This window comes from Pedobacter sp. SAFR-022, from assembly GCF_051965375.1.
Lineage (GTDB): Bacteria > Bacteroidota > Bacteroidia > Sphingobacteriales > Sphingobacteriaceae > Pedobacter.
Window position 1 is genome coordinate 216271 of record NZ_JBQCME010000001.1, and the last position, 25237, is coordinate 241507.

Sequence of the window (25237 nt, forward strand, 5' to 3'; positions counted from 1 at the left end):
AAGGTTCTTTACCCAACGCTTAAATCATCTCCGGGCAATACCGATCCCAGTATTTTAATAGCAGTCGCTTGCCATATTTCGTGAAGCCCCGTCCCATCGCCGGAGTAGGCGTGAACTCACAAAAAACGGCGCCTTTGTCCGATGCGAAAAAATCAATCCTTACAAAGATGCCATATGCTTTACTGAGTATTTTTGCCTGTTCCAACATCTGATCAAAACACTTCGGTTTCGCTGGTTCATCCTTTCCCGGATACAAATGGTGCAGGCGCTCCATTTTGTTCCAATGCTCATCATAAAAGTAACTGTAACCAACCTTCGGACTTATACGATCAATAACAGCCACAGAGGCAACTTCTCCATTGAAGCAAAGGAATTTGAAATCATTAGGAATTTCATATTCCCCGCTTTCCGTCCTTACAAACTCCTCAAACAGAAATTCCAGCGCCATATGTTTATCAAGCTCGGCTTGCAGTTGCTCACAGATCTGTTCGGTTGTATACCGCTTCTGGTCAAAGAGATTCAGTCCATCGTTCATGATGAATACGCCTTTTGATCCATGCCCGATCGTTGGCCGGATGACATACTGGGATGGGAACGAATTAAAATCAAGGGTACTCAGATCCCTTCCTTTCCAGTAGAGATCTGCAACATTACAGCCGAGTAGCTTCGCGAATTCTCTCGCATTATATTTATTACTTAATCTTCGTTGCCAGTTCGGAACGTTTTGCCAGGCATCAAGTGGCATGCCTTCATGCATCTTTGAGTTTCGCACGAATTCAGCTTCTGGGTCAGACCAGAACATGTGGTGGCGTTTTCTAATCCTTGCCGGAAACTCACCGGAGTTTCTGATTAAGTTGGAGATGATTTGGAACATACAGATACTTGGTTTTGTATTAATTGGCTTTATTTACCCTACGTAATTGCTACTTAAAAGGATGTTAACTTTTGTGGCATGAGGCAAAAAATGTGTATTAAGGACATTATTTCTCACTTGTTTCTATGGTCTTTTGCTTCTTCACATAAAGTTCATCTACGAGAACTATGATGATGGCCAAAAGCGGAGTAGCTAGCAAAATCCCCAGAAAGCCTGACACGGTGCCCATGAGCACCTGGCTCAAAATAGTCAGTGCAGGCGGCAGGTTAATCATCTTCTTCTGAATCATGGGAGTCACCACATTACTTTCAATCGTCTGAATAACTAAATACGTTATGGCAATCAATATGGCCATGTTCACACTAATGGTAAACCCGATGAGCACCGCGGGAATCATGGCGATCAGCGGTCCAAAGTTTGGTATGAAATTCATGATCCCGGCTAGTATTGCCAAGGTCAGCGCCAGGGGAATTTTAAAAATGGACAAGGCAATTACGGTCAATATGCCAATCAAAAACATAGCCAGCAACATCCCTTTCAACCAGCCTTTTAGCACGATGCTGATGCGATCAAGTACGATCCTGGCATCTCTTTTACCTGAAACTGGCGTCAGTTTAATTATACCCTCTTTGTAAATAGACGGATCAACGGTAAAAAATATACCAAGAAATATGATGATGTAAAGATCTCCAATTACGCCAAAGCTGGTATTAAACACCCCTTTCGCGGTAGACACCATTTTAGTATCATCAAAGCCGGCAATGCTTTCGAGTATCTTATTGCCGACAGCGGAATGGCTCAATGAGGCTTTAGCTTTTGCAATCATTTCGGGGAGATCGCTGTTAAGCTCCGCAATTTGTGCCTGTATTGTGCTGCCCATGAACCAGAATATACCAGAGAGAAATGCAATTGTGATCAACACACCTGTAAATACAGAAATGCTGTGTTTTAGCTTGGTAAACCTTTCTATCATATCCCCAAGGCCATGAAAAAACACCGCGATGAGACATGCGGCCAAAACAATCAGTAGCACGCTAAATGCCGCTTTTAACACAAAGATCACGATAACAGATAAAGTGAGTATACCAGTTACAATCCAGACCTTATGGCTGAATGAAAGCGCTGAATTTGAACCATCACGAGGATCTTGGTCGTTGATCATAGAAATTTTAAAATGAATGATTGTTGCCTGGAGCGTGCGGAAGGCCTGAATAACGGAGCTGTTGCAACTACAACGGATGTACCCCGGCTTTGTTTGACTCAGAGGGACGTAATTTGTCTATCGTTCGCCCGTATGATCATTTGGCTAAACTTGTAACAATTAGCCGTGGCCATAATCTACTCAACATGACAACCATAAAATCAACATCATTAGGAAGATTGATCGTCTTCATGTTGCTCGTTACCTTGCAGTTAAACGTCTTCAGTCAACATGAAAAGGCCCAAATTCATAGCGTTATGCAGGAAGCACACGAGCTTGGTGTTTTTAACGGAAACATCATGGTACTGCAGTCTGGTAAACAAATCTATTTGGGATCATTTGGTCCGGCAGGCGCAAACAGTAACGAAAAGCTTAGCAAGGAACATCGATTCAATATCGGTTCCATAGCAAAGGAATTTAACGCCGTTGCCATCATGATGCTGAAAGAACAAAATCAACTGCGCCTAGATGATTCGATAGCCAAGTACTTGCCAGAACTCCCGATCTGGGCAGAAAAGATTAAAATTCGACATCTCCTGCAGTATACAAGCGGCATTCCCAATAGTAAATGGAAAGAAATCAAAGGAGATCAGGATAATCTGAACAAGTTGAAAGCGGTGACTGAACTTGATTTCAGCTCAGGAACAAAGTATGCCTATAACAATAATGATGTCTTTCTCCAAAGACAAATCGTCGCAAGGATTAGTGGCATGTCTTTCAATGATTTTGTAAAGGAAAGAATGTTAAAACCCCTTGGAATCAAACATGCAATTCTCGACCCTTTGCCAACTGATCAGAAGATCGCAAAAGCATATAATGATCAAGGAATTGAGGATGATATCACACCCCCAATTTCCGGTTGGACAAACTTGAATGTTGAGGATTTCTATCGTTGGTCTGACGCACTAAATACATTTAAGCTAATCAGTCCGGCTTCTACAGCGGAACTGCTGGTTCCGTTTTCTCCTGGCAATCAAACTGGTCTTGGTAGCGGAATGATGAAGGAAAATAAGCTTGTGAGTCACGTTCACGACGGCACTGCAAGAAATTATCAGGGACTTTTGATCAGTGAACAGGATAAAGGACTTACTATTATTCTTCAGACCAACAACCAACAAAACAACCTTTATGCTATAAGCCGTTCCATTCAAAACATCATGGAAAACAAGGTTTATGCAAAAATTAAGAAATCTTTCCTGAAGGCATTTCAGCCACAGCTACAGCAGCTGGGTGCTAAGGAGATTATTAAACTTTACGAGCAAACAAAAGCAAAAGAATATGCAAGTTTCAGCTTCGACAGTGAAGAGCTGTTTAACGACGTTGGTTTCGATTTGTTGCGCCAGAAAAGGTATATGGATGCAGTCGAGATCTTTACCTATAATACCAGGCTTTTTCCTGAGTCTGCTAATGCATATGACAGCTTGGGAGAAGCTTATCTTCAATCTGGAGATAGGAACAATGCATTAGTACAATATAAAAAAGCCTTGGAACTAAATCCCGGTTTAGCTTCTGCGATCAAGATGGTTGCTGAACTCAGCAGGTAAGTAATTGTTGCCCTACCAGGTCAAATTTGTATATTAACGTCTATAAATTTGACGATAAGATCATAGGATGTTAACATCTTATCAAACACCTTTAGTCACCTTAGTTCCTGATGGTATTTATGATAAAAAAGCAACTAGCACTCGCAATTCTGACCTTGTTTATTACAGCAAGCCAGCTTCTGGCTCAATCCGCAAAACACGTCATCTTCGTCACCATAGATGGTTTCCGACCGGACTTCTATCTTGACAGTAACTGGCAAATGCCAAATGTACAGGCGCTGATGAAAAATGGCGCCTATGCAAAAGGTGTGAACAGTGTATTCCCTTCCATGACCTACCCTTCGCATACGACAATCGTTACAGGTGTGCAACCCGCAAAACACGGAATATTCTATAACAACGTATTTACGCCAGATGCCGCAGCACAACAGCCCTACTGGCAGGATAGTTCCATTCATGTGCCGACGGTCTGGAAAGCCGCAAAAAACAAGGGCATGACGGTTGCTTCACTTTACTGGCCGGTTTCTGCAGACGCGCCGGTAGACTACAACATTCCTGACATTGGCGGCCTGGGTGACGCGATCCGGGAGCAATATTCATTACCAAAGGGCTTTTACGCAGAGGTTAAGAAAGAGGTATTTGGTGGGGCTGAGAAGATAGATCACGGAAAGAATCAGAACATTGCGAAGATTGCTGCCCACATCTTAAAAAAGAGCAAACCTGAATTAATGACCATTCACGTGTTTTCTGTCGACGGTGCCTCACATGCTGCCGGGCGTCAGGGAACACGCGTGCAGGAAGCTGTCGCTGATGCAGATGCTGCCGTTGGTATCCTTGTGGATGCCCTGAAATCCGCAGGCATATGGGAAAGTACCGTCTTACTGATTGGTGGCGACCATGGGTTTTACGATGTAAGAAAGACAATTTCACCTAATGTATGGCTGAAAGAAGCCGGCCTGATCAAGGACCTTAAAGCAGGCGATTGGAAAGCACAATTTAACACGGTAGGTGGATCTGCTTTCCTGTACCTGAAAGACGCATCGGACAAGGCTACAGCCAATAAAGTAAAAGCACTTTTAGCGGCACAGCCGGATAGTGTTAAGCGCTACTACCGCATGATCAGCAAGGAAAAGCTGGCAAAAGGCGGCTATAATCCTGGTGTGGCTTTCGCGCTTACCGCCGAGCATGATGGTTCATTCAGCGCTACCACCACGGGTGAAGCTGTAAAAGCCGGAAAAGGCGGTGCTCATGGACATTTCCCAGATACAAAAAATATCCGTACAGGCTTAGTGGCCCATGGTCCCGGCATTCGCAAAGGCGCGGTTATCGAAGAAATGAACCTGCAGGATATGACACCTATAATGGTAGAACTTCTTGGCATACCATTTCCAAAAGTTGATGGAAAGATACCGGCAGGTTTATTAACCAAATAGCTTCGCTGCTCATCGCGTAGTGCAAGCGGCCTTACACTTCCGCTAAATATTTATGGACGAAACTGATGGCCATACTTCCTTCGCCGACTGCTGAAGCAACCCGGTTCATGGCATTTGCCCGGACATCACCAGCGGCAAAAATGCCATGGGCACTGGTTTCGAGCAGGTAAGGGTCGCGCTGAAGTTTCCATATTTTTTTGAATCGTTCATAATTCTGTGCATCTCTACCGGTTTCAATGAAGCCTTTGTCATTTCTAATGATCTCTTCGCCAATCCAGTCGGTATAAGGTTTTGAACCAATAAAGATATATATGGCATCGGCCACCTTAGTTTCAGATTCATCACGGTCAATCCTGCCAATGCGCACCTGCTCAATCCTGTCCTCCCCCATGGCTTCTTTAATCTCCGTTTTACCCAACACCTGGATGTTTCTGGTTCCTTTGATCTGATCAATTAAATACGAAGACATGGATGAGACAAGATCCTCCTTACGTATGACGATATAAATATTACGCGCAAACTTCGAAAGATACATCGCTGCCTGCCCTGCAGAGTTCCCTCCACCCACAATATACACCTCTTTGTCCTTGCATGACGCAGCTTCAGTCATTGCCGCACCATAGTAAATGCCAGCTCCGGTAAACTGCTCAATCCCCTTGGTATCCAGTTTCCGGTAGTCCACACCTGTAGTGATTACAACCGCCCGTGTGTTGATCTCGATGCCGCCTTCTAATACAAGTCGTTTGTATCCGTCCTTTTCATGAATTGAACGCACATCCTGTGGAGAAAGAAATTCAGTGCCAAAACGTGTAGATTGTGTTAAGGCCCTACGTGTAAGTTCAGAGCCGCTGAGTCCCGCGGGGAAGCCCAGATAGTTCTCAATCTTGGAACTGGTACCAGCCTGTCCTCCTGGAGAATGTCGCTCTATCAAAAGTGTCTTTAAGCCTTCCGATGCGCCGTAAACTGAAGCCGCTAAACCTGCAGGGCCAGCGCCAATAATGACCACATCATAAACTTCATTCTTTAGCCCGGGGCTCAAGCCTATCCTGGCTGCAAGCTCCTGGATGGAGGGTGTTTGTAGAACGCTTCCGTCTTCAAATAAAACGACCGGCAGGTCTTTCAACTGAATATTATTAAGTTCCAGCAGCTGCTGTGCTTCCCTGTTTTTTTCGATATCCATCCAATGGTATGGAACGAGGTTGCCTGCCAGGTATTCCTTCAGGTTGTGCGACTTCGGTGAAAACTGGTACCCGATTAGCTTCATCCCTTTAAAATCAGGCTTGTAACTGTTCTGCCATTCATCTAAAAGATCATCAATAACCGGAAAAAGCCGTTCTTCAGGTGGATCCCAAGGCTTCATCAAATAATAATCCAGCTTGACTTCATTGATCGCTTTTATGGCGGCATCCGTATCAGAATAAGCGGTAAGTAAGACCCTTTTGGCATCAGGATAAAATTCAAGCGCTTTTACCAGGAATGATACCCCGTCCATTTCGGGCATTCTCTGGTCAGCGATAAAGATAGCAACAGCTTCCCCCTGGTTCTTCAACTCCAAAAGCGCATCAAAAGCCTCCTTTATGGACGTGGTGCTCAAAACCTTATATTCTTGTCTGTACTTGGCTTTAAGATCCCGTGTTATCGCCCGTAATACCTGCAAGTCGTCATCGATACAAAATATGATTGGTTCGTTCATTGGGTAAATGCTGCTTTAATAATCTTTAGTATACTAGGATTCATTGATCGGAAAACAAAGTACAAACGCGGTACATCCTGGCTTGGAATCTACCTTCAGAGAACCATTGTGTTGCCTGACTATTCTGGAGACGACATCAAGCCCCAGTCCGGTTCCCTTCCCGATCTCTTTTGTCGTAAAAAAAGGTTCAAATATCCGGTTCTTGATGTCTTCTGGAATGCCGGGGCCGTCGTCCGTTATCGTTACTTCCACATACTCCCGGTCTCTTCTTGTTTTTATTTCTAACCTGCCCCTTTTGTTTACTTCCATTGCATCCAGGGCATTGTCGATGATGTTCGTCCATACCTGGTTAAGATCTCCAACAAACACCTTGATTTTCGGCAAAGAGGTGTCGTATTCTTCCAGCAGCTCAACATTTCCCTTTGTAAACTTGTACTCGAGCATGGTAATCGTGTTCTGAATGCCGCTGTGGACGTCTGTATACTCCTTGTCACGACCACGATCCATATGGGTAAAATTCTTTATCGCACCCACCAATTTTTCAATTCTCCTGCTTGCCTCCTGTATGTCATTGACCATTCTCTCGGTAACCAGGTTATTGTTCATCCAGTTCAGTACCGGCGACAAGTTTTCCGAGGCAATCAGCGCCGAGAACTCATCCATATCATCGCAGGTAAAGCCGTACTCCACAAAGTTTTCAGACAATTCCTGGCTATTTACCACGCCATGGCTATCCAGGCAATCTACAAAGTCGTCTTCCAATCTCCTGCGCTGCATCATCGTCAGAACGGGCTTCTCCTTCCTTGAAAGGACTTCGAAAAGCTTAGTATTTGCCCGGTCTACATGCTCTGCACTCATTTTTATAGAAACCACCGCTTTGAAATTCTCGGGCTGCAGCTTCAAGTGTTTCAGCAGCGAGTCTGAACCTCTTACAATGGCCGCTGCCGGATTATTCAACTCATGTGCAAGGCCTGCAGAGAGTTTACCCAAAGCAATCATTTTTTCATTCTGCTGCTGGAATATTGTTGCCTCACGTACCCTGGTCGACATGATGTGTACAAGGGCCTGTGTGAGTTCAAAATGTGAATGAATTAAACTGTTCATGCTTCCCACGGGAAAGGTCATGACCTGCGTCCTGGTCAGCGCCCTACCATCGATACTATTCACGATACCTCTGGAAAATGGTAGATAACCGGTAATGTCCTTGGCCCCCAGAACAGTTAAGTTTTGTACGCTATTTTTTTGGCTGATGTACATTTGCACGCGGCCATCGATGATAACATGCGTTCCTGTGGTCTCTGTCCCTTGTCTGATCAGGAAGTCGCCCTCCTGCAGCTCATAATGGTGGCTCTGATCGATCCACCACTGCAACTGGTCTGATGGAACTTCACGTAGAGATTCTATCGACTGTAACCATTCTTTAGTCACTAATTGCATAAGGCTTCTCGTTTGCTATGATCTTTGGAAATATTGGAAATAGAGATAACGTTCTCTCTTCTAAAGATAACCAAAATCTTCAAGCAAAATATTGACTTAAATCAAGATGCGTGTTACTTTGGATTTTTAATGGTGATGAAATCCGTACCGGAAATCGGCAGGCTTCCTGTTGAAGTAATTTTCCGTCCGGTAATGTTCAGTTTAACACATTGATTTAATTTCACATTGCCCAGCGTTTTGCCGACTTTTTGAATATCAAACTTTAGCACCAGATCTCTCAGGCCATCGGGCAACTCCCTTCCGCAAGTTCTACAGTCAACTGCCTTCCCGGAAATTGGGGAGCTGCTATATTCAATGGTAGATGATTCTGGTGCAACACCATTGATGCGTATTGATTTAAGGTCGATCGTTGTTACATCCACCGAGTCGCTGCCGAGTAGGGCTACTGACACTAGTCCTTTTTCTGAACAAATGAAATTATTCGGGCATTCATCAGGTTTGATGTCGAATCCCACTGGAATAGGTTCTTTTCTAAGCGCTATTCGGGCTGGCAGATCGTATAGCGCCACAATAAGATTGAGGAAGTCACTTTCATACCTTGAGAATAACTCTAAGTTGTTTAAACCTGGAAATAAAGCTGAATTTACTTCAACGTCCAGAATGTCCCACCGTCCCCCCGGAACGGTTGTTCCGCTGAAAATATCGGGACCTCTGAAGATGGACGCGGGCCACACAATAATTTCACCATCAGTTGAGGAGTCACCATCCGACACGTGTAATTGGAGAAAGGCATTCCCCTGGAAATAGTTGACACCCTCCAGAATTACAGACCAGTCCGATGGATCTCTAGGCGCTTCTGGAATGCCAGGTATGCCTGCGAAATCAGTATTGGCATCGTTTCCATTAAAGATCACAACATCCCTGTTATTGCTGCTGTTTCCATCATCATAAAATATTATGATGGAGGCACCATTCGGGTTCAAGTCGCCGAATTCACTCAGCTTTATTGCTCGCCCAGCACTTGATCGCAAAAGTTCGGTAATATCAGCCCGGTAAGCCTGGGTGTTCGCATAGCCATAGCCGAAAGAGAGACCAATTCTTACACCTGTAATCCTGCTCGAATTTACATTGATCTGTTGACCGGTAGCCGAAGTTGAATTACTGTACCCGTGCCAATACAATAGCGCTGTCTTAATCGACTGATAGGAAAATGAGTTGGGTAGGTTGATGGTTCCGACCCCTACGTCCCGAAGTCCCCCTACTCCAGCCGAAACAAAGTCGGTTTCTGTAAAGGTCTTGTAGTATGGCAGCGGTCCCCTAACCCTTGATGTATTTTGATTCAGTGCCGCAGTCTTCGAACTGAGTTTGGCAGTTGAGTCACTCAGCACTGGAGGCCCATCCATTACCTGCTCCTTTTTACAGCCCCAAACAAGTGCTCCGGCAACTAGCATAACCATGCAAAGCCGACTTAACAGTTGATTTTTCATAAACGTAGTATGTTTAAGAACATCGGCGTGGTGGCTCGCCTGATTACGTTAAATTAGGCTTTAAAAAGAACTTTGTAAATCGCTAGTTGTAGTAGTTTTGAAAAATAGATATTCAACTATTTGATTAGCCTATTTGCTATACGGGAAATTTCTAGAAACCTTTCTCATCATACGATCGATTAACTCGTCGCTTGACGTAAAGACTCCATCATTCATTGCTTTATAGAAACGCCACAACATATCACCTGTTTTGCCGTCATTAATCACCATGGTAAGTGACCCTGAACCAGTTTTACTTCCAAGTCCACCAAATAGAACCGTAGTTACTATTGCGCCAGCTTCTGACCTTGTTTGTTCTGTTTCAAATTTTCCGGAAATTACAGCATCTACACCTAAAGCAGCTGCCAATTCATCTTTCGTCACCTCATCCAATTTGTTAATCAGCCCGGCTTTTTTTAAGAGAATATTTGTCTTTTCTACATCCTGAAATTCTACCGAGTAGCTGTTTGATTTTCTAAGCAAAAAAGTATACATACTAGACTGAATTGAGGTGGCCATCGCAATCTCCTTTTGAATATGTGCTTCCGCATCAAAGTCTTTAGGTTGTTTTTTAAAAGAAATCTTAGATGCGAAGGGCAGAATTGCAACCAACTTATGCGAAGCAACAGCATTCTTTAATTTTGGACTTCCAAAAACCTGCTTGGCATTTTCATATTGCGCAAAAGCAAGTAAATTAGTACTGATAAGTACGAGGATGAGAAACGCTTTTTTCATTTTATTATTGTTTGTACAATGATAAATAAATTTATCGAGTTTACTTGTCTCCCCAAGCTTAATTATAGCCCTATTTCTAATAAAATATATCGAGTTTTTGCACTTCTGAATAATCAAATCTTTCGAAAAGACATGCATTCGATTTGGTTACAAATCTCCCTGATTCGGTTAATCTGCCCATCCAATAAATGCTGAATTTTGAATCAACAAATTATAGCAAACATGGAAAACAGAAAAGAATCATCAGCAAACAAGCAGCTCATCGCCCTAGTTACCGGCGCTAATCAGGGCGTAGGATTTCAAATCGCCAAGGCGCTTGCCAATAATGGGTACATCGTTTACGTCGGCTCACGTAATCCGGAGAATGGCGCAAAAGCTGCAACCGAGATTGGCGATAACGCGCAGGCAGTTGAATTGGACGTTACCAAGCTGGCAACCCTTTCTGCTGCTGCAGCACACATCGCGAAGGAACATGGCTACCTCGATCTGCTGGTAAATAATGCTGGTATATCACATGCCGGCAAGCCGGGCAGAACACTTCAAGAGGTCGTCCAGGCAAACCGCGCCAGCAAAGCCTCCTTAGATGAGGTTCGAACGGTCTGGGAAACAAATGTCTTCGGGACCATAGCCGTTACCCAGACCATGCTGCCCTTGTTGCGAAAAGCATCCGTAGCACGAATTGTCAACGTATCAAGCGGCTTGGGTTCACTGTCCTGGATCGCTGACCCGGCAACATGGGAAAGGGAGCATTTTGATTTGGTATATGGCGCATCTAAAACAGCGATGAATGCGGTGACTATGGCTTTTGCACTCGAACTGGAAAAAGAGAATATCAAAGTCAATGCGGTCAGCCCCGGCTTTACAGCTACGGCATTGAACAACTTCCAGGGTACAGATAGTGTTGAAGTTGGTTCTCGTGAACCGATCCGTGTAGCGCTCGACACCAACGGACCAAACATGACCTTTACCGGGCCAGAGGGACCTCTTCAGTGGTGATAAGTACAACGGTCATAGTCCTTATCTTTATAAATAAAAAATGTCATGCAGCAGATACCCAAACTGGATTCCATAACTGAAATTCACCGGATGCTCGGGCTTGCCGGGCCTGTGCATCCATTAATTACTTTATTCGATCCAAACAAAGATCTGGTGAACCTCAACCGGCTTCCGGTAAGTTACATCTCCGGTTTTTACAAGATATCTTTCGTTACAGCACTGGCTGGGCAGTTCAAGTATGGCCAGAGCTATTATGATTTCGACGAAGGCAGTCTGCTTTTCACTGCACCAAATCAGCTTATTGGTAATTCTCATGACTACAAGAACAATAAGGGCTTTTCACTAATTATTCACCCGGATTTTCTCCAGGGTCATGTGCTGGCTAAAAAGATCAAAAGCTATGGTTTCTTCTCTTACGCAATCAACGAATCATTGCACCTTTCCGAGGAGGAGAAAACAACTATGCTCGCGATCTATAACATCATTGGACAGGAGTTAAACAGCCGCATAGACGAATTCAGCCATGAGGTAGTGATCGCCCAAATTGAGTTGCTGCTCAGTTACGCAAAGCGCTTTTACAAACGGCAGTTCCTCACCAGACAAGTAGCCCACAATCATCTGCTACAACGGATAGAAGAACTGCTGAACACCTGCTTTGAAGAAGAGCAATTAGCCAGTGCCGGTGTACCCACGGTGCAGTTTCTCGCTGATCAGCTTAACTTTAGCCCCAACTATCTGAGTGATATGCTGCGAACGCTGACCGGGCTTAGTGCGCAGCAGCATATCCACCAGAGGCTGATCGAAAAATCAAAAGAACTTTTATCTGTCACCAACCTGACCGTTAGTGAAGTCGCTTACCAGTTAGGTTTTGAGCACCCTCAATCATTCAGCCGGCTGTTTAAGATTAAAACGAATCTTACACCACTGGAGTTCAGACAGGCTTTCAACTAAGGTGACGGGTAATCATTGGATCATCAGGTCAGCTTGTAAATGTGCTCTTCAATTTCCATCTGCCGTGCATTAGCGAATCCTCTATCGGTCCCAATCATTGCAAAATCACAGTTTACCAAGACCTTTTGGGAACCAAAGTTGTCAAATGCAACGCGGCCGAAAATAGGTCGCATTTTCTCCATAACTAAAAAGTTTTTTAGTGCTGCTGTGGCAATACCTATCCCCCAAAACTTTCTATCTATCCAATATGTAATCTCAGCCTTGCCCTCTATTTCAAATTTTGCAATGCTGCCGACAATGGTGTCGTCAAGTAAAATAGTTTGCATATTAATGGTTGGATCAGCTAACAGCCTAGTAAACTTCGCTAAATATGCCTTCTTATCCCTACCGTCTTTAGGAGTAAATGCTGCGAGATAATTGCCCTCTTTGTCCAGCTGAAATTGAAAGAATAGTTCAAGGTCCGGCTTCAGCGTTTGTCTAAGTGCAACCTGGCTATTTAACATATGATAAATTCTTAATCCTTCCCAAGTTAAGTATTTACCAAGGTAAACGCAGTGTGGCTCTTTAATATCACTCTTGGCCCTATGCAGTTTCTTTTTCTTGTTGTTTTTGCTACTTTCAAGATTCCTTATCCAACAATTTATCAATATGAGAAAAGAATTTTTGTTCCTGATTTTTTTAACCCTGGTGTTTACCAAGGCTACAATGGCTCAAACACGTTCAAGAGGTCAGGAGAAAGTTTATACAAATCCTTTAAAAGTTCAGTTAGGAGATCCCTTTGTATTGTTTACTAATGGTACGTATTACATGTACGGCACCGGACCAGCAACGGATCGTGGTTTCTCCGCATATTCATCTAAAGACTTAGTCAACTGGAAGCCCGAAGGAGAGGTCTACGCCTATGACAATAAAAATGGATGGAGTGATCCAAATAGCGCCTGGAATGGAGCCTACTGGGCACCGGAGGTATACGAAGTAAAAGGCAAGTTCTATCTCTTTTACAGTGCACAATGGAAGGTAAACCCTGCAAAGGAGATGGAAAACTTTAAGATTGGCGTTGCGGTATCCGATAAACCTACAGGCCCCTTCATTGACTTGGCAGCGAAACCACTCTTCGATCCTGGCTACCCGATTATAGACGCTAATGTATTTTTCGATACTAATGGCAAATCGTACCTATACTATTCACGAGCGGCCTATAAACATCCGGTGGAGAGCGAAATAGCAAACCAGGCACGCAAAAGCGGTAAGTTCAAAGAAATTGAAGAAAGCTGGGTGTATGGGGTAGAGTTGAAGCCAGACTTTTCCGGTGTGACCGGTGAGCCGGTATTGCTACTTCGCCCTCCGGTAAAGTTAAAGGACAAGCAAGCAGCCTGGGAAAGCCTTTCTGTGACTTCTGGAGAGGTTAATCGTCGCTGGACCGAGGGTTCCGTGACGTTTAAAAAAGATGGCATCTACTATATTATGTACTCTGCAAACCATTTTGGAGGTGAGCACTACGCCGTCGGTTATGCCACAGGTAATTCTCCCCTTGGCCCTTTCAAGAAGGCAGAAGAGAATCCTATTCTGCACAAGAACACGCATAAAGGTGGCATAGTCTCTGGTACAGGGCACAATAGCATTGTTTATGCTCCAGATGGGAAGGAAATGTTTTGCGTTTATCATGGAAGAACAATAGCTACGGGTTCGGAAAGAGTAGTATTTATCGACCGGATGAAAGTGGAAAATGGCAAAATCACCGTTTATGGTCCAACCACTCAGCCGCAGAAAATGCCTGCAGTTTCTCGTTAATATTTCAAGGTATTCTAGAAATCAGGCTATGATCTGCTAATCCTGTGGTGATCTTCGCTTCAAAATCAACGCAGTAATTAGCGATACGACAAGGCCGACAGGCAAAATCTCCATATAAGTAGCTCCCGCCACTCCGATCGGAGTGGCGTACCATCCTTTGAAAGTTTTTATTTGCTCACGTATTCCAGCAAGTTCATTTGGAGTCATTTGACTGACTTTGGCTGGACTTAACTGATAAGCTTCCAACTTCTCCATAAAGTCAGGAAAGAAATTGTAATAGGCAATCATCCATCCAATGACGTATAAGGTTGAAGCAATAAGGGCCATATATAACGCCATCAAAAAGGCGCTACCAAAGCTAATGATGCCCCCATTGTGTTCGTCCCGATAGTTTTTAACGCCGACAAAGATGAGTGACAACGAAAGCAGCATCGTCGTATAGCCCAATAGCATACTACCCTCAAAAGAGTTTTTAGAATAGCAATAGGCGATGGAGAACGACATAAAGGTGGCTACACATACACCTGACATCAAGCCGTAGCGAAGTATATTCTTTTTCATACTAAGTTTGTTTCAAGTTTCAGTTACAAAATTGAGTTGTAGCCACCGAATTAGGCTCACACTTTAGGGTGATTTTTTTACAATCATCCATATTAACACTAAAGCATTAGGATATCAAGTTCAGTCTCCTTGCCATTTCAACAGCCTGTGTACGTCGCTGCACTTCGAGCTTCTCAAAAATTCTCGATGAATGCGTTTTTATGGTATTTAGTGACAGGAACAGCCGCTCGGCAATTTGCAGGTTACTCAGCCCATCGGCCATTAGCTGCAAAACTTCCAACTCGCGCTTGCTCAGGCGAAGGCGGGCAACTTCAGCTTCATTCAACACGAAATGGTCGGTCTTGACAAAAACCTGTTTCTCTACAATCATAGCATTAGTCTTTTGACGAAACAACTTTTTTGCCAGCCAAATGCCTAATCCAGTAAAAACTATTGCCACTGCCGCAACATACAGCTCGATGGTATGATCAACAACCACTATGCGCCATTCTAGCAACTTCATTAACAACAATAAAATAGCCAGGCATATGCCGTAAAGGAGAAAAGAACGGTTGAGCAGCAGGCCTTTGAATGTCATTAAAATAATAAAATTGTTAATTGAAAATAGAAAAATTAAAGGTAGTTTCAAGAAAGAATCTATACGAGTTTACATTTCGCCCCTATTTCGTTTTCCCATTTCTGCCTGTATATCCGCTAATTTAAAGCTGAGCCTAATTTAACAAAGTGATAATACTACCTCGAAGTTGAACTCATTTTTAAGCTGTTTCTTCGCATAAACATTTTTTTTCTCGCAAACTAAGTCCGGCCTATGATAAGATAAAAACTAGAAGCATCTAAGACAATCCCTAACAAAACTTACAACATCCTTCAAGCTATTAACTTAGAATAAATATGAACCAACATTTTACTTACACTGCTCTTAAAAGTAGCTGTGTACTTGCGCTGGTGTTCCTGGCCTCACAAGCAGGACAAGTCAACGCAGCGGGGTACGGCCATAACACAAACACACCCATTGAAGCATCTGCGAGCATTTTGATGCAGCAGGTCATTACCGGAAAGGTCTTTGATGAACAGAACCAACCGTTACCGGGCGCTTCTGTAAGACAAGCCGGCACCAGCAACGTGGCCATGACGAATGAAAAAGGTGAATTCCGAATAAATGTTGCCTTAGGCAGCAAGCTGGAAATATCTTACATAGGGTATAAGAACAAAACGGTAACAGCCGGCAGCAACGTACTTACCATTACCATGGAAGCAGAAGCAAACAGCCTTGGTGAAGTAATGGTAGTAGGCTACGGCAAACAAGCGAAGAAAGACATCACAGGTGCGGTTACGCAGCTTGATGCCGGGAATTTCAGGGAAGGCGTGGTGGTTTCCGCAGACAATTTGCTGCAGGGCAAAGTTGCCGGTGTCCGGGTAGTAGCGGCCAGCGGCGAGCCCGGCGGTGGTGTAGATGTTACCATCAGGGGCGTTGGCTCGATCCGGAGTGGAAGCACACCACTGTTCGTTGTGGATGGTGTACCCTTGACCAATGACGATGTAAGTCCTACAGGGCAGAACGTAGGCTTTGGAGCATCCAGAGCAAAAAACCCGCTGAATTTCTTGAACACCAGTGACATCGAGTCAATGACCGTGTTAAAAGATGCTTCAGCAGCTGCCATCTACGGTGCGCGCGGATCAAACGGCGTAGTGATCGTAACCACAAAAAAAGGAAAGAGCGGTGAAGGCACTTTCACAGCCGATTCTTACATCGGACTTTCTACTGTAGCCCATAAGCTAGACCTGCTAAATGCAGATCAATACAGAACTGCACTTAAAGATCCGGCATTTGACCACGGTGGCAATACTGACTGGCAGGATGTAATGTTCAGAAGGGCAGTAACCCGAAACAATGCCATGTCCTTTTCCAAACAAACCAGCTCTGGTAACTACTATGCCTCGGCTTCCCAGATGGATCAGGAAGGGATCGTCAAAAACAGCAATTTCAGAAGGACCTCTGCGAGGTTAAATGCCTCAGAATCCTTTCTTGATAATCAGCGGCTGAAAATTGGCATCAACCTTACGGCCAGTGAAACGAAGGATGACGGTGTACCCACTAGTGATGATGGCGGTTCAAATGGGCAGTTGATCATACATACGCTGATGGCAAATCCAACACGAAATGTATTCGACTCTGTTGGCAATTACACCAACTTCAATATGAATGCCCATTACAACCCTGCATATCTGTTAAGTATCTACGAAGATAAGACCCGTACCACCAGGTTGCTGGGCAATACAGATGTTTCCTTCAGGATTCTAAAAGGTCTGGAGTACAAACTAAATCTGGGTATTGACCGGTCCGTAGCGGAACGAAACACCAGCATATACAAAAACCTTACAGACCTTAATCCAAACGGAAGGTATGTGCAGTACAACCTTGATTCTAAAAGCACCCTTTTGGAGCATTATCTCACTTATAACCTGCTGGCAAAAAAACACAAAGTGGAGGTTCTTGGCGGATTCTCTTACCAGAAGTTTGAACGTGGTGGAAACAGCTTTAGCATAGATGGCATTGACCGTGCTAATGGAATAGCACCACAAAATAACCCTGCTTTCTCTGGAACGCAAAGTGGTGTAACTGGCTTTGCACAAATCAATGAATTGCAGTCTTATTTTTCGAGAGTAAATTATTCCTTTGATAACAAATACCTATTAACGGCATCAATACGTGCAGATGGATCAACGAGGTTTGGAGCCAACAATAAATATGGCTACTTCCCCTCTTTCGCATTGGGCTGGAACATTGCCGCGGAAGACTTTCTGAAATCTATCCCTGCCATCAATGAACTTAAATTGAGGGCCAGTTGGGGGGAGACCGGAAACCAGGAAGTACAAAATAAGATTACCCAGGCGAGTTATTCATTATCAGGAGCAGATGGCTACTATCTTTATGACGACCTGGAACTCGTAAACGGTATCTCTGTGGCCAGAACACCGAATCCTGACCTGAAGTGGGAAGTTGTAACACAGTATAATGTTGGTCTGGACTTCGAATTTCTGCAAGGCAAATTATACGGTACTTTAGACTACTTCAATAAGACCACTACGGATGCAATCCTCAATATACCTTCACAAGTACTAAGCCCTACCAATACGGTTTGGGTGAATGTGGATGGTAAGATCATCAACAAGGGACTTGAATTTTTATTGGGTTATCGCTTAATGGATAAGGGGAACTTTAAATGGTCTGCCGATGTGAATGGCGCGACGCTGAAAAATGTCATTAAAGGATTGCCGGTATCGGAGATCCTGTCGGGTACAATCTCCGGACCGGGACAATCGGGTGTAAATGCTAATATCTATAAAAATGGCTATGCAGCAGGTTCATTCTATCTGCTGGAACATATCGGATTTGATGATGAAGGCGAAAATATTTTTAAGGACGTCAACAATGATGGCGTGGTGAACAGCAGTGACCGTCAGATTTTTCAGGGCGCCTTACCGAAATTTACCTTCGGATTGAATAACCAGATGAGTTATAAAGCGTTCGACTTTTCATTTTCCATTATTGGTCAGACTGGAGGCTATTTAGTCAACAATACCGGTCTCAATGCACTAAACATTAATAACCTGGCATCAGACAGAAACGTGGCGACAGGTTATTATGAGTCAGGCGCAAATCCAGCAAATTCACCGCAGCTGTCGACCTTATTCCTGGAGAAATCTGACTTTGTGAGGCTGAACTCTGCCCGGCTGGGGTACAACCTTAAGCTGCCGAGTTTGAAGTGGCTGCAGAACCTCAATCTCTATGTATCGGGTCAGAACTTATTGACCATTACCAATTACACAGGTTACGACCCACTGATCAACAGTCCGAAATCCAATGGCGGGAACCAGTCCCTTGGTATAGACTATTCCAGCTATCCTGCTGCAAAAACATTCATTTTTGGTGCCATCATAAAATTATAATCATGAGAACGAACATAATACATATTGTAAGGAACACCTTGGTCTTATTGGCTTTCCTATCTTTTACGACCAATTGTACGAAATTAGATGAGGTGCCATTGGACGAGGTTGTTGGTGAAAATGCAGCGAGCCCCGAGGGTGCGCTGGCGGCGGCATACGACAGGCTTGGCGACGGCATGTTTGTCGATAATGGTGGCATGCTGGCCATGCAGGAATACACGAGCGATATCGCACTTCTGCCCACCAGGGGGAGTGACTGGGGTGATGGCGGAAAATGGCGTGCAATGCATGAGTTTACCTGGGGCCCCGACAATGCGGTCATCGTAAGCAACTGGGACATGTTAACTAATGGAATCACCAGATCACTAACGGCAATCAAATCAATCGGCGCAAGCAACCTTCCCCAAAAAAGCATGTTCCTTGCAGAAGCAAAGGGCCTACTGGCATTCTACACCTACACTACCCTTGACTTATATGGCCAAGCCCCGTACCGTAACCCGGAAGTTGAAAATTCGCAGTTGGAGATCTTACAAGCTGCTGATGCCATCGATGCATTGATCAAACAGGTGGAAAGCCTCATCCCCGACTTGGCTGAACTTAAACAGCAAGCTACACATACCGGGCGGTTCACGAAAGAAGCAGCTTATGCCCTACTCGCACAGATGTATTTGAACCGTGCAGTTTACAAGGACCGCTACAATGCAACATCAAGCTTCAATTTCAATGAAGCAGCTGTGGACGGAAGCGGAACGGATATGGACAAAGTGATTGCTTATGCTGACCTGTTGATTAACAATGGTAAGTTCAAGTTGGAAAGCAATTACTTCAGGAACTTTTCCCTGGATAACTCAGGCGGCAGCGAGCACATCTTTGCAATCGTACAGAAAATAGACTATATCCGCAATGGCGACAATGACCTGGTTTATGTTACTATGGAGCGGAATCAACGCGCTTCACAGGCAAACCGGGGGACAAACGCATCATGTATTACTCCAGAATTCTATGCTAGTTGGGATGGCAACCATGATGATCCGAGGTTTCAGCGTCACTACCAGTATAGCGACGGTACCTGGTTCATGAATGACGGTACAGATGTAAGCGTACCTGCAAATAGCCTGGTACCAGGCACAAGCTTTCCATGGTTTCATTTCAACCGCGGAATTCAGGTCGGGCAGCAATATGGTCCTAAGCTGACGCCTGCAGGCACACTTGAAATGACAGCCGATAACCGGATCAAAGTATCGAAGCTGTTTATGGAGAAAAGTACGGCTACCCCAATGGACTTTACGCCCGAGCTCAACTTCGACAATCCGACACAATCCGTATTGGCGCAGAATCAGATTAACCGTGGCGCACGTTGCTTTAAGTTTGAGTTTGATCCGGAAGAAGGTAATGGGTCAAGCAGTGTAGATATCCCTTTGTTCCGACTAGGCGGTATTTACACCATGAGAGCGGAAGCTCATCTACGTAAAGGCAATGCTACCGCTGCACTAGCCGATATTAATGCATTACGCACGAGTAGAACCCGTGAAGCGCTATTTGGAAATCTACCTGGTAAAGCACTCAGTGACATAAATGAGACCGTACTGTATAAGGAGATAGGCTTCGAGTTATATTGGGAAATGTGGAGAAGACCGCAAATGATACGCTTCGGTAAATTTGACCTAGCATCACCAGCTTCAGCCAAACCGGCTTCCCAACCTTTTAGAAGAGTATTTCCAATTCCGCAGTCCACCATAGATGTAACTGCTGCCTTTAAGCAGAACGCTGGTTACTAGCACTAGCCTAAAAAGAACCTGATTTTCATCAGGTTCAGTAAAAGAGCCGAAACAAAAAAACCGCCAGTTTCCTGGCGGTTTCACTAATCAAATGGTGATTAGAATAAAGTAAATTCTACGCGTCTGTTTTTCTGACGGCCAGCTTCAGTTTTGTTAGAAGCAATCGGTTGGCTCTCACCGTAACCAGTAGCTTCAACTCTTGATGCATTTACACCTTGAGAAACCAAATATGCTTTAATCGATTCCGCTCTGTCTTTAGAAAGACCCATGTTGTAAGAAGCTGATCCTTTATCATCCGTATGTCCAGCCAGTTTTAGGCTAAAGTTTTTCGATTTTAACAGATCAGCAACGCGGTTAAGTGTTGGATATGATTTTTGACGTATTGTCGCCTTACCAAAATCAAACTCCAGATTGCGAATCGCATCAGCCACTACCTTACGGTCAGCCTCTGTGATAATGATTTTCTCACGTACAACCGGAGCTGGAGCCACCAATGGGCATCCTGCGCCATCAACTACAACACCTGAAGTGGTACCTGGACATTTGTCGAATTTATCAGCAACACCATCGCCATCTTCATCATTGATAACACCAGCAAGATCTGTTCTCAACTGTGCGTTCTCTGCTTTTTGAGCATCAAGATCACTCTTCAACTGATTTGCGGTTGCTTTTGCTGCCAACACTTCATCATAAGTTGCAGCTACTGGATTGTGCCAAGCCAATTGCTTGCCTTTTCCAAGCGCAAACTCCAGACCTGCGTAAGCATAAGAAAATTTATCATTGTTGTTGCTCAGGTAAGCACCATCAAGGTTATCGCCATCAACAAAACTAACGGTCCAGCCCAGGTCGAAATTGATCTTTTCAGATACTCTGAATTTCGCACCAACACCGACAGGAATCACTAACTCGCTAATGGTTTTGTCTGGAGCATAATCAGAAGTTGTTCCATTTCTGGTGATGGTAGGCTTGTAACCTGAAAGTCCCGCACCCGCTGAAACAAATAACTGTAGAGTATTCTCTTTTTGAAACATGTCAATGTTAAACATGTTTACCACCGCATTTAAGCTCGCTGAGTAGGATAAGTCAGTTTCAAAAGCACTTACCGCTCCTGAGTTGGTTACTCCACTATCGTATGGCTCAGAATTATCAGCTTTTAACTTACCCCTAACACCATCTAAACGAAGTGAGAAGTAATTTGTGAATTGTTTTTTCACGTAAACACCATATCCAAAGCTCGACTGCCAGTTTGAAAAGTCGTTCTTTCCACCAAAAGGTGCAATAGGGCTGAGTACTCCAGCATTAACACCGATAGACCAAGTGCTGAATGGTGCTGTAGGAGTTGTTGTTGCAGGCTCTTGAGCTTGTGTCGCTCCGGCCATAAAAATACCTGCAATTAATGCAGGTAAACTTTTTGATAACAGTTGTTTCATATTTTTAGTTCGTGGATAAACGATATTTCCCACTATTACACAATCATTGTACCACAAAGTAAATGCATGAAATAAAAGGAATAAAATCTAGTTCCCACAAGCAATCATTTCTACAGAGCGTTTATTGCAGGCGGAGAAAATAAAAATGAAAGAGCTTGCGAAACCAAAAGGTTGCGCGTATATTTGCAACCGAACAGTTTCGCAATTTACGAATGAGACGAGATATTTTTCAAGCAATAGCAGATCCCACGAGAAGGGCCATAATTGGATTAATTGCGTTACAAGCGATGACACCTAATGCCCTTGCAGACAACTTTAACATCAGCCGGCAAGCGGTCTCAAAACATTTACGCATCCTTACAGAATGCGAGCTAATAACTCAGGAGCATCAAGGCAGAGAGATATACTATTCCCTTGAAGTTGAAAAAATTAAAGAGATTGACGAGTGGCTGAGCCAGTTCAGAGCCATTTGGAAGGCCCAGTTCAACCAACTTGACTCCGTATTATCGACACTTAAACAAAATAAAAGATGAAAAACTTACTATTTGATTTTACCGTTGACAAAGCAACCAAAACGGCAGTGATAACCCGGGAATTCGATGCTGACCTATCATTGGTATGGGATGCCTTTACTAAACCAGAATTGCTCGATCAATGGGTGGCACCTAAACCCTGGTCATCCAGAACAAAGTCTATGGATTTCAGGGTTGGTGGAAGTAGATTTTATGCAATGGTAAGCCCAGAGGGACAAGAGCGCTGGTCTCTTCAGGAATACAGGTCCATTACGCCGAAGACCAATTTCAAGATGTACAACACCTTTGCCGACCAGGATGGAAATCCTGAAATGCAAGGCTCTGACTGGGATTACAATTTTAGCGAAGAAAACGGTATCACTAAAGTGATCATAACGATTTACAATGAATCACTTGCCCGTTTAGAGCGGATGATTGAAATGGGGTTCCAGGAAGGCTTCAAAATGAGCATTGATAACCTGGAAAAATTACTGGACACCTTGTCACAAAGATGATCTAATTGCATTAAAAACCAGCCTGATCACTCAAACCATCAGTTGCTTGATCGAGGATTAACTCTGTATTATCATTGGTGACTTATGGCTTTTGTAATAATATTAATAATAGAGCTTTTGTCATCCATGTACTTATTGCTTAAAAACAATCCTCCCAAGCCTGTCGAAGGGTTAAATACAAGAAATGAGCTAACGCCAGGATCATCACCATCGTGCCCAATGGTACCATTCGTATACAGATTCCATAATATACCCTTATTTCTTTTGGTCAAACTTATTTCTGCCGGTGGATTGCTATTGGAAAACTGCGCTGTAAACATAGTCCGAAAGGATCGTGGTTTCAACACAACTGATTTACCAGAGAGGCCATTGATTACATCCATTAAAAACTTGCTCAGATCCGATGCATTGGTTTTTAATCCACCATCCGGATAAGTCACTGAGTCATATAAAGGAAAATTTACATCAGCATTGTAGTAAAGCTGCGCTAGCCGGCTTAATCTCAGGTCAGCTGTAAACCAAGCTGAATGCTTCATGTGCAAGGGCCGAAATATATGGATTGACGTAAAGTCGTTGTAAGATATGCCTGACTTGAGTTCAATTAAATATGCAATTAATGCACTAGCTATGTTACTATAAGAGAACTTCCTGGCAGAAGCATTATTATGGAAATTCTCAGGGCTATAGTAGCGCCCGTTCTTCGCCAAATAGTTAAAGTAGAATTCACTGAGTGTAGAATCTCGTAGCGTTCGTTTGTAACCCAAGGCTTGCAAAGGCGGCAAATACGCCTGGCTATATGGTCTTAGTTTAAGATGAAACCGATAGGTATTCATATAGACTGAAGGATTATCTATAATCCCTGAAGTATGTGTAGCTAGCTCTCTAACTGTAATGACCTGGTTAGGTTCATATGGATTGATAACCTTAAATGGAAGTAGCTGGTTGATGTCTGTTTCAAGCGTGAAGTAGCCAAACTCAATCGCTTTCATAAGGGCAACGGCCAATACCATTTTACTGACAGACCCAATTTCCTGAGTCGTACGTAGCGTGTAATCTTTATTCTCAGTTATATCAGCCTTTCCGAAGGAATTCTTGTAAATTATACGTTTGGAGTTAACCATCACGACTGCCATTCCTGGCAAATTCTCTTTTGCCATTGCCTGATGCAGTTCTTGATCTATTTGGTTAGCATTGAACTGTGCTGACACCGGAACCGCGTACGATGCAAAACATACGATCAGAAATAAGCAGCGACTAATTGAAGTTTCCATTTTCTTTAAGAATAAAATTGAGCTCAAAACTAACATAGTGACATCTTAGCAAATTGTATAAATGCGAACAACTACGTTTTAGATGGAAGGATATAATGGGTTTGATCGAACTTTGAGGGCAGGCTGTTCATAACTGACCAAAAGGTTTTTGTAAAGTGAGATTGATCTGCATATCCGTACTTGTATGCTAATGTCGTTAACGACAGACGGTCTGTTGGTGCAATGAGCTCGTTTACCACTAATCGGATCTTAAGTATGGCGAATGTATGCTTTGGAGTTAAGCCCACATGCCTGTGGAACTTCTTTTCAATGCCTCGAATTGTGTAGCCTGTAAAGCTTGATAGGTCCCCTATTTTAAAAGGAATAGCAGTGGAATGGGTTTCAAACAGATGAAAACAACTAGCTATGAATTCCGAAGCGGCAGTAGGATACAAATAACATTCAAGTACTTTCAGAATGTGTTGCTTTGTTCCAGTATTGTCTAGATTATTAATATTTAGAAAGGACCGGGCTAATCCTTTATTAATATCCATAATTGTGGAAAACTGATTAGTAAGCTCATGAAATGAACAATCGCTAAGTAAGGAAGCTGCCCAAGGACTAAGCTGGACCATGAATGCCTTAGTGTATGGTAATACCGTGACACTAATCTTTGTTGTGAGCTCCCCAACCATATAGTTGCCAGCAGTCATATGGCTAGCTTTATCAGGAAAGTCTACTATTAAACCATTACCCCATATCAATGCAAGTGTGAAACATGTGTTTGGTAATGCATATTTGGTAGCACCTGGTACTTCGGAAGTTGAGTTATCAAGTATCCAGAACTTACGTACATAAGAACTGAGTCGGCCATCCGGACTCATTTCCACATAATTGAGCATGAGTCAAGATAGTACTTTTCTCGCTAAAATCGCTCTGTAAGCCTGGAATCGATATCCACAGGATAGGGGCAAAATATGGCAGCGGTGATGTCCTAATTGATTCCATAAAAGAGAATATTGAAAACTTCAAACCAGACTACATCATTGTAATTCTTTG

General features: G+C 43.6%; 21 protein-coding genes. 9 read left to right on the top strand and 12 right to left on the bottom strand.

Annotated features, from left to right (window positions below; translation table 11 throughout):
- Positions 1 to 19 precede the first annotated feature (19 nt).
- Positions 20 to 874 carry an ATP-grasp fold amidoligase family protein gene (locus ACTHQF_RS00975; RefSeq protein WP_440427933.1) on the bottom strand — a complete coding sequence of 285 codons (855 nt, stop codon included), beginning with the start codon at positions 872 to 874 and terminating at the stop codon, positions 20 to 22.
- A gap of 106 nt (positions 875 to 980) precedes the next feature.
- Positions 981 to 2036 carry an AI-2E family transporter gene (locus ACTHQF_RS00980; RefSeq protein WP_440427935.1) on the bottom strand — a complete coding sequence of 352 codons (1056 nt, stop codon included), beginning with the start codon at positions 2034 to 2036 and terminating at the stop codon, positions 981 to 983.
- Positions 2037 to 2221: 185 nt separating this feature from the next.
- Between ACTHQF_RS00980 and ACTHQF_RS00985 the strand changes: the two genes are divergently transcribed.
- Positions 2222 to 3619, top strand: coding sequence for a serine hydrolase (locus ACTHQF_RS00985; protein ID WP_440427937.1), 1398 nt, complete (start codon positions 2222 to 2224; stop codon positions 3617 to 3619).
- A gap of 119 nt (positions 3620 to 3738) precedes the next feature.
- On the top strand, positions 3739 to 5052 hold the full coding sequence (locus ACTHQF_RS00990) for an alkaline phosphatase family protein (RefSeq protein WP_440427939.1): 1314 nt from the start codon (positions 3739 to 3741) through the stop codon (positions 5050 to 5052).
- A gap of 31 nt (positions 5053 to 5083) precedes the next feature.
- On the opposite strand, the gene ACTHQF_RS00995 is transcribed toward ACTHQF_RS00990, so the two are convergent.
- The 4 genes from ACTHQF_RS00995 to ACTHQF_RS01010 all read right to left on the bottom strand — a co-directional run bounded on the left by ACTHQF_RS00995 (position 5084) and on the right by ACTHQF_RS01010 (position 10443).
- Complete coding sequence (locus tag ACTHQF_RS00995) at positions 5084 to 6745, bottom strand: FAD-dependent oxidoreductase (RefSeq protein ID WP_440427941.1); 1662 nt, start codon at positions 6743 to 6745, stop codon at positions 5084 to 5086.
- Positions 6746 to 6778: 33 nt separating this feature from the next.
- Positions 6779 to 8182 carry an ATP-binding protein gene (locus ACTHQF_RS01000; RefSeq protein WP_440427943.1) on the bottom strand — a complete coding sequence of 468 codons (1404 nt, stop codon included), beginning with the start codon at positions 8180 to 8182 and terminating at the stop codon, positions 6779 to 6781.
- A 113-nt stretch (positions 8183 to 8295) separates the two neighbouring features.
- On the bottom strand, positions 8296 to 9669 hold the full coding sequence (locus ACTHQF_RS01005) for a hypothetical protein (RefSeq protein ID WP_440427945.1): 1374 nt from the start codon (positions 9667 to 9669) through the stop codon (positions 8296 to 8298).
- 129 nt (positions 9670 to 9798) lie between these two features.
- Entirely contained in the window at positions 9799 to 10443 is a 645-nt protein-coding gene (locus ACTHQF_RS01010) for a hypothetical protein (protein ID WP_440427947.1), read from the bottom strand.
- Positions 10444 to 10665: 222 nt separating this feature from the next.
- Here ACTHQF_RS01010 and ACTHQF_RS01015 point away from each other — a divergent pair, with 222 nt between their 5' ends.
- Both ACTHQF_RS01015 and ACTHQF_RS01020 read left to right on the top strand, forming a co-directional pair.
- A complete protein-coding gene (locus ACTHQF_RS01015) occupies positions 10666 to 11439 on the top strand; it encodes an SDR family NAD(P)-dependent oxidoreductase (RefSeq protein WP_440427949.1) in 774 nt (257 codons plus the stop codon).
- A gap of 45 nt (positions 11440 to 11484) precedes the next feature.
- Positions 11485 to 12390: a helix-turn-helix domain-containing protein gene (locus tag ACTHQF_RS01020; protein ID WP_440427950.1), complete on the top strand. Its 906-nt coding sequence runs from the start codon at positions 11485 to 11487 to the stop codon at positions 12388 to 12390.
- Between the two features lie 23 nt (positions 12391 to 12413).
- On the opposite strand, the gene ACTHQF_RS01025 is transcribed toward ACTHQF_RS01020, so the two are convergent.
- Positions 12414 to 12893, bottom strand: a complete 480-nt coding sequence (locus ACTHQF_RS01025) for a GNAT family N-acetyltransferase (RefSeq protein ID WP_440427952.1) — start codon at positions 12891 to 12893, stop codon at positions 12414 to 12416.
- Between the two features lie 145 nt (positions 12894 to 13038).
- Between ACTHQF_RS01025 and ACTHQF_RS01030 the strand changes: the two genes are divergently transcribed.
- A complete protein-coding gene (locus ACTHQF_RS01030; RefSeq protein ID WP_440427954.1) occupies positions 13039 to 14181 on the top strand; it encodes a glycoside hydrolase family 43 protein in 1143 nt (380 codons plus the stop codon).
- Positions 14182 to 14217: 36 nt separating this feature from the next.
- On the opposite strand, the gene ACTHQF_RS01035 is transcribed toward ACTHQF_RS01030, so the two are convergent.
- Both ACTHQF_RS01035 and ACTHQF_RS01040 read right to left on the bottom strand, forming a co-directional pair.
- Complete coding sequence (locus ACTHQF_RS01035) at positions 14218 to 14742, bottom strand: DUF4199 domain-containing protein (protein ID WP_440427956.1); 525 nt, start codon at positions 14740 to 14742, stop codon at positions 14218 to 14220.
- A 106-nt stretch (positions 14743 to 14848) separates the two neighbouring features.
- Entirely contained in the window at positions 14849 to 15319 is a 471-nt protein-coding gene (locus ACTHQF_RS01040; RefSeq protein ID WP_440427958.1) for a response regulator transcription factor, read from the bottom strand.
- Between the two features lie 314 nt (positions 15320 to 15633).
- Between ACTHQF_RS01040 and ACTHQF_RS01045 the strand changes: the two genes are divergently transcribed.
- Together ACTHQF_RS01045 and ACTHQF_RS01050 are read left to right on the top strand one after the other, a co-directional pair.
- Complete coding sequence (locus ACTHQF_RS01045) at positions 15634 to 18693, top strand: SusC/RagA family TonB-linked outer membrane protein (protein ID WP_440427960.1); 3060 nt, start codon at positions 15634 to 15636, stop codon at positions 18691 to 18693.
- Positions 18694 to 18695: 2 nt separating this feature from the next.
- Positions 18696 to 20471, top strand: coding sequence for a RagB/SusD family nutrient uptake outer membrane protein (locus ACTHQF_RS01050; protein WP_440427962.1), 1776 nt, complete (start codon positions 18696 to 18698; stop codon positions 20469 to 20471).
- A 98-nt stretch (positions 20472 to 20569) separates the two neighbouring features.
- On the opposite strand, the gene ACTHQF_RS01055 is transcribed toward ACTHQF_RS01050, so the two are convergent.
- Positions 20570 to 21901, bottom strand: a complete 1332-nt coding sequence (locus ACTHQF_RS01055) for a DUF6089 family protein (protein ID WP_440427964.1) — start codon at positions 21899 to 21901, stop codon at positions 20570 to 20572.
- A 212-nt stretch (positions 21902 to 22113) separates the two neighbouring features.
- Between ACTHQF_RS01055 and ACTHQF_RS01060 the strand changes: the two genes are divergently transcribed.
- On the top strand, positions 22114 to 22434 hold the full coding sequence (locus ACTHQF_RS01060; RefSeq protein WP_440427965.1) for an ArsR/SmtB family transcription factor: 321 nt from the start codon (positions 22114 to 22116) through the stop codon (positions 22432 to 22434).
- Positions 22431 to 22928, top strand: coding sequence for an SRPBCC family protein (locus ACTHQF_RS01065; protein ID WP_440427967.1), 498 nt, complete (start codon positions 22431 to 22433; stop codon positions 22926 to 22928). Before ACTHQF_RS01060 ends, ACTHQF_RS01065 begins: the two co-directional genes overlap by 4 nt.
- Before the next feature lie 71 nt (positions 22929 to 22999).
- On the opposite strand, the gene ACTHQF_RS01070 is transcribed toward ACTHQF_RS01065, so the two are convergent.
- Together ACTHQF_RS01070 and ACTHQF_RS01075 are read right to left on the bottom strand one after the other, a co-directional pair.
- A complete protein-coding gene (locus ACTHQF_RS01070; protein ID WP_440427969.1) occupies positions 23000 to 24199 on the bottom strand; it encodes a serine hydrolase domain-containing protein in 1200 nt (399 codons plus the stop codon).
- A gap of 71 nt (positions 24200 to 24270) precedes the next feature.
- Positions 24271 to 25062 (bottom strand): helix-turn-helix domain-containing protein, encoded by a 792-nt coding sequence (locus tag ACTHQF_RS01075; protein WP_440427971.1) that lies wholly within the window; start codon positions 25060 to 25062, stop codon positions 24271 to 24273.
- Positions 25063 to 25237 lie beyond the last annotated feature (175 nt).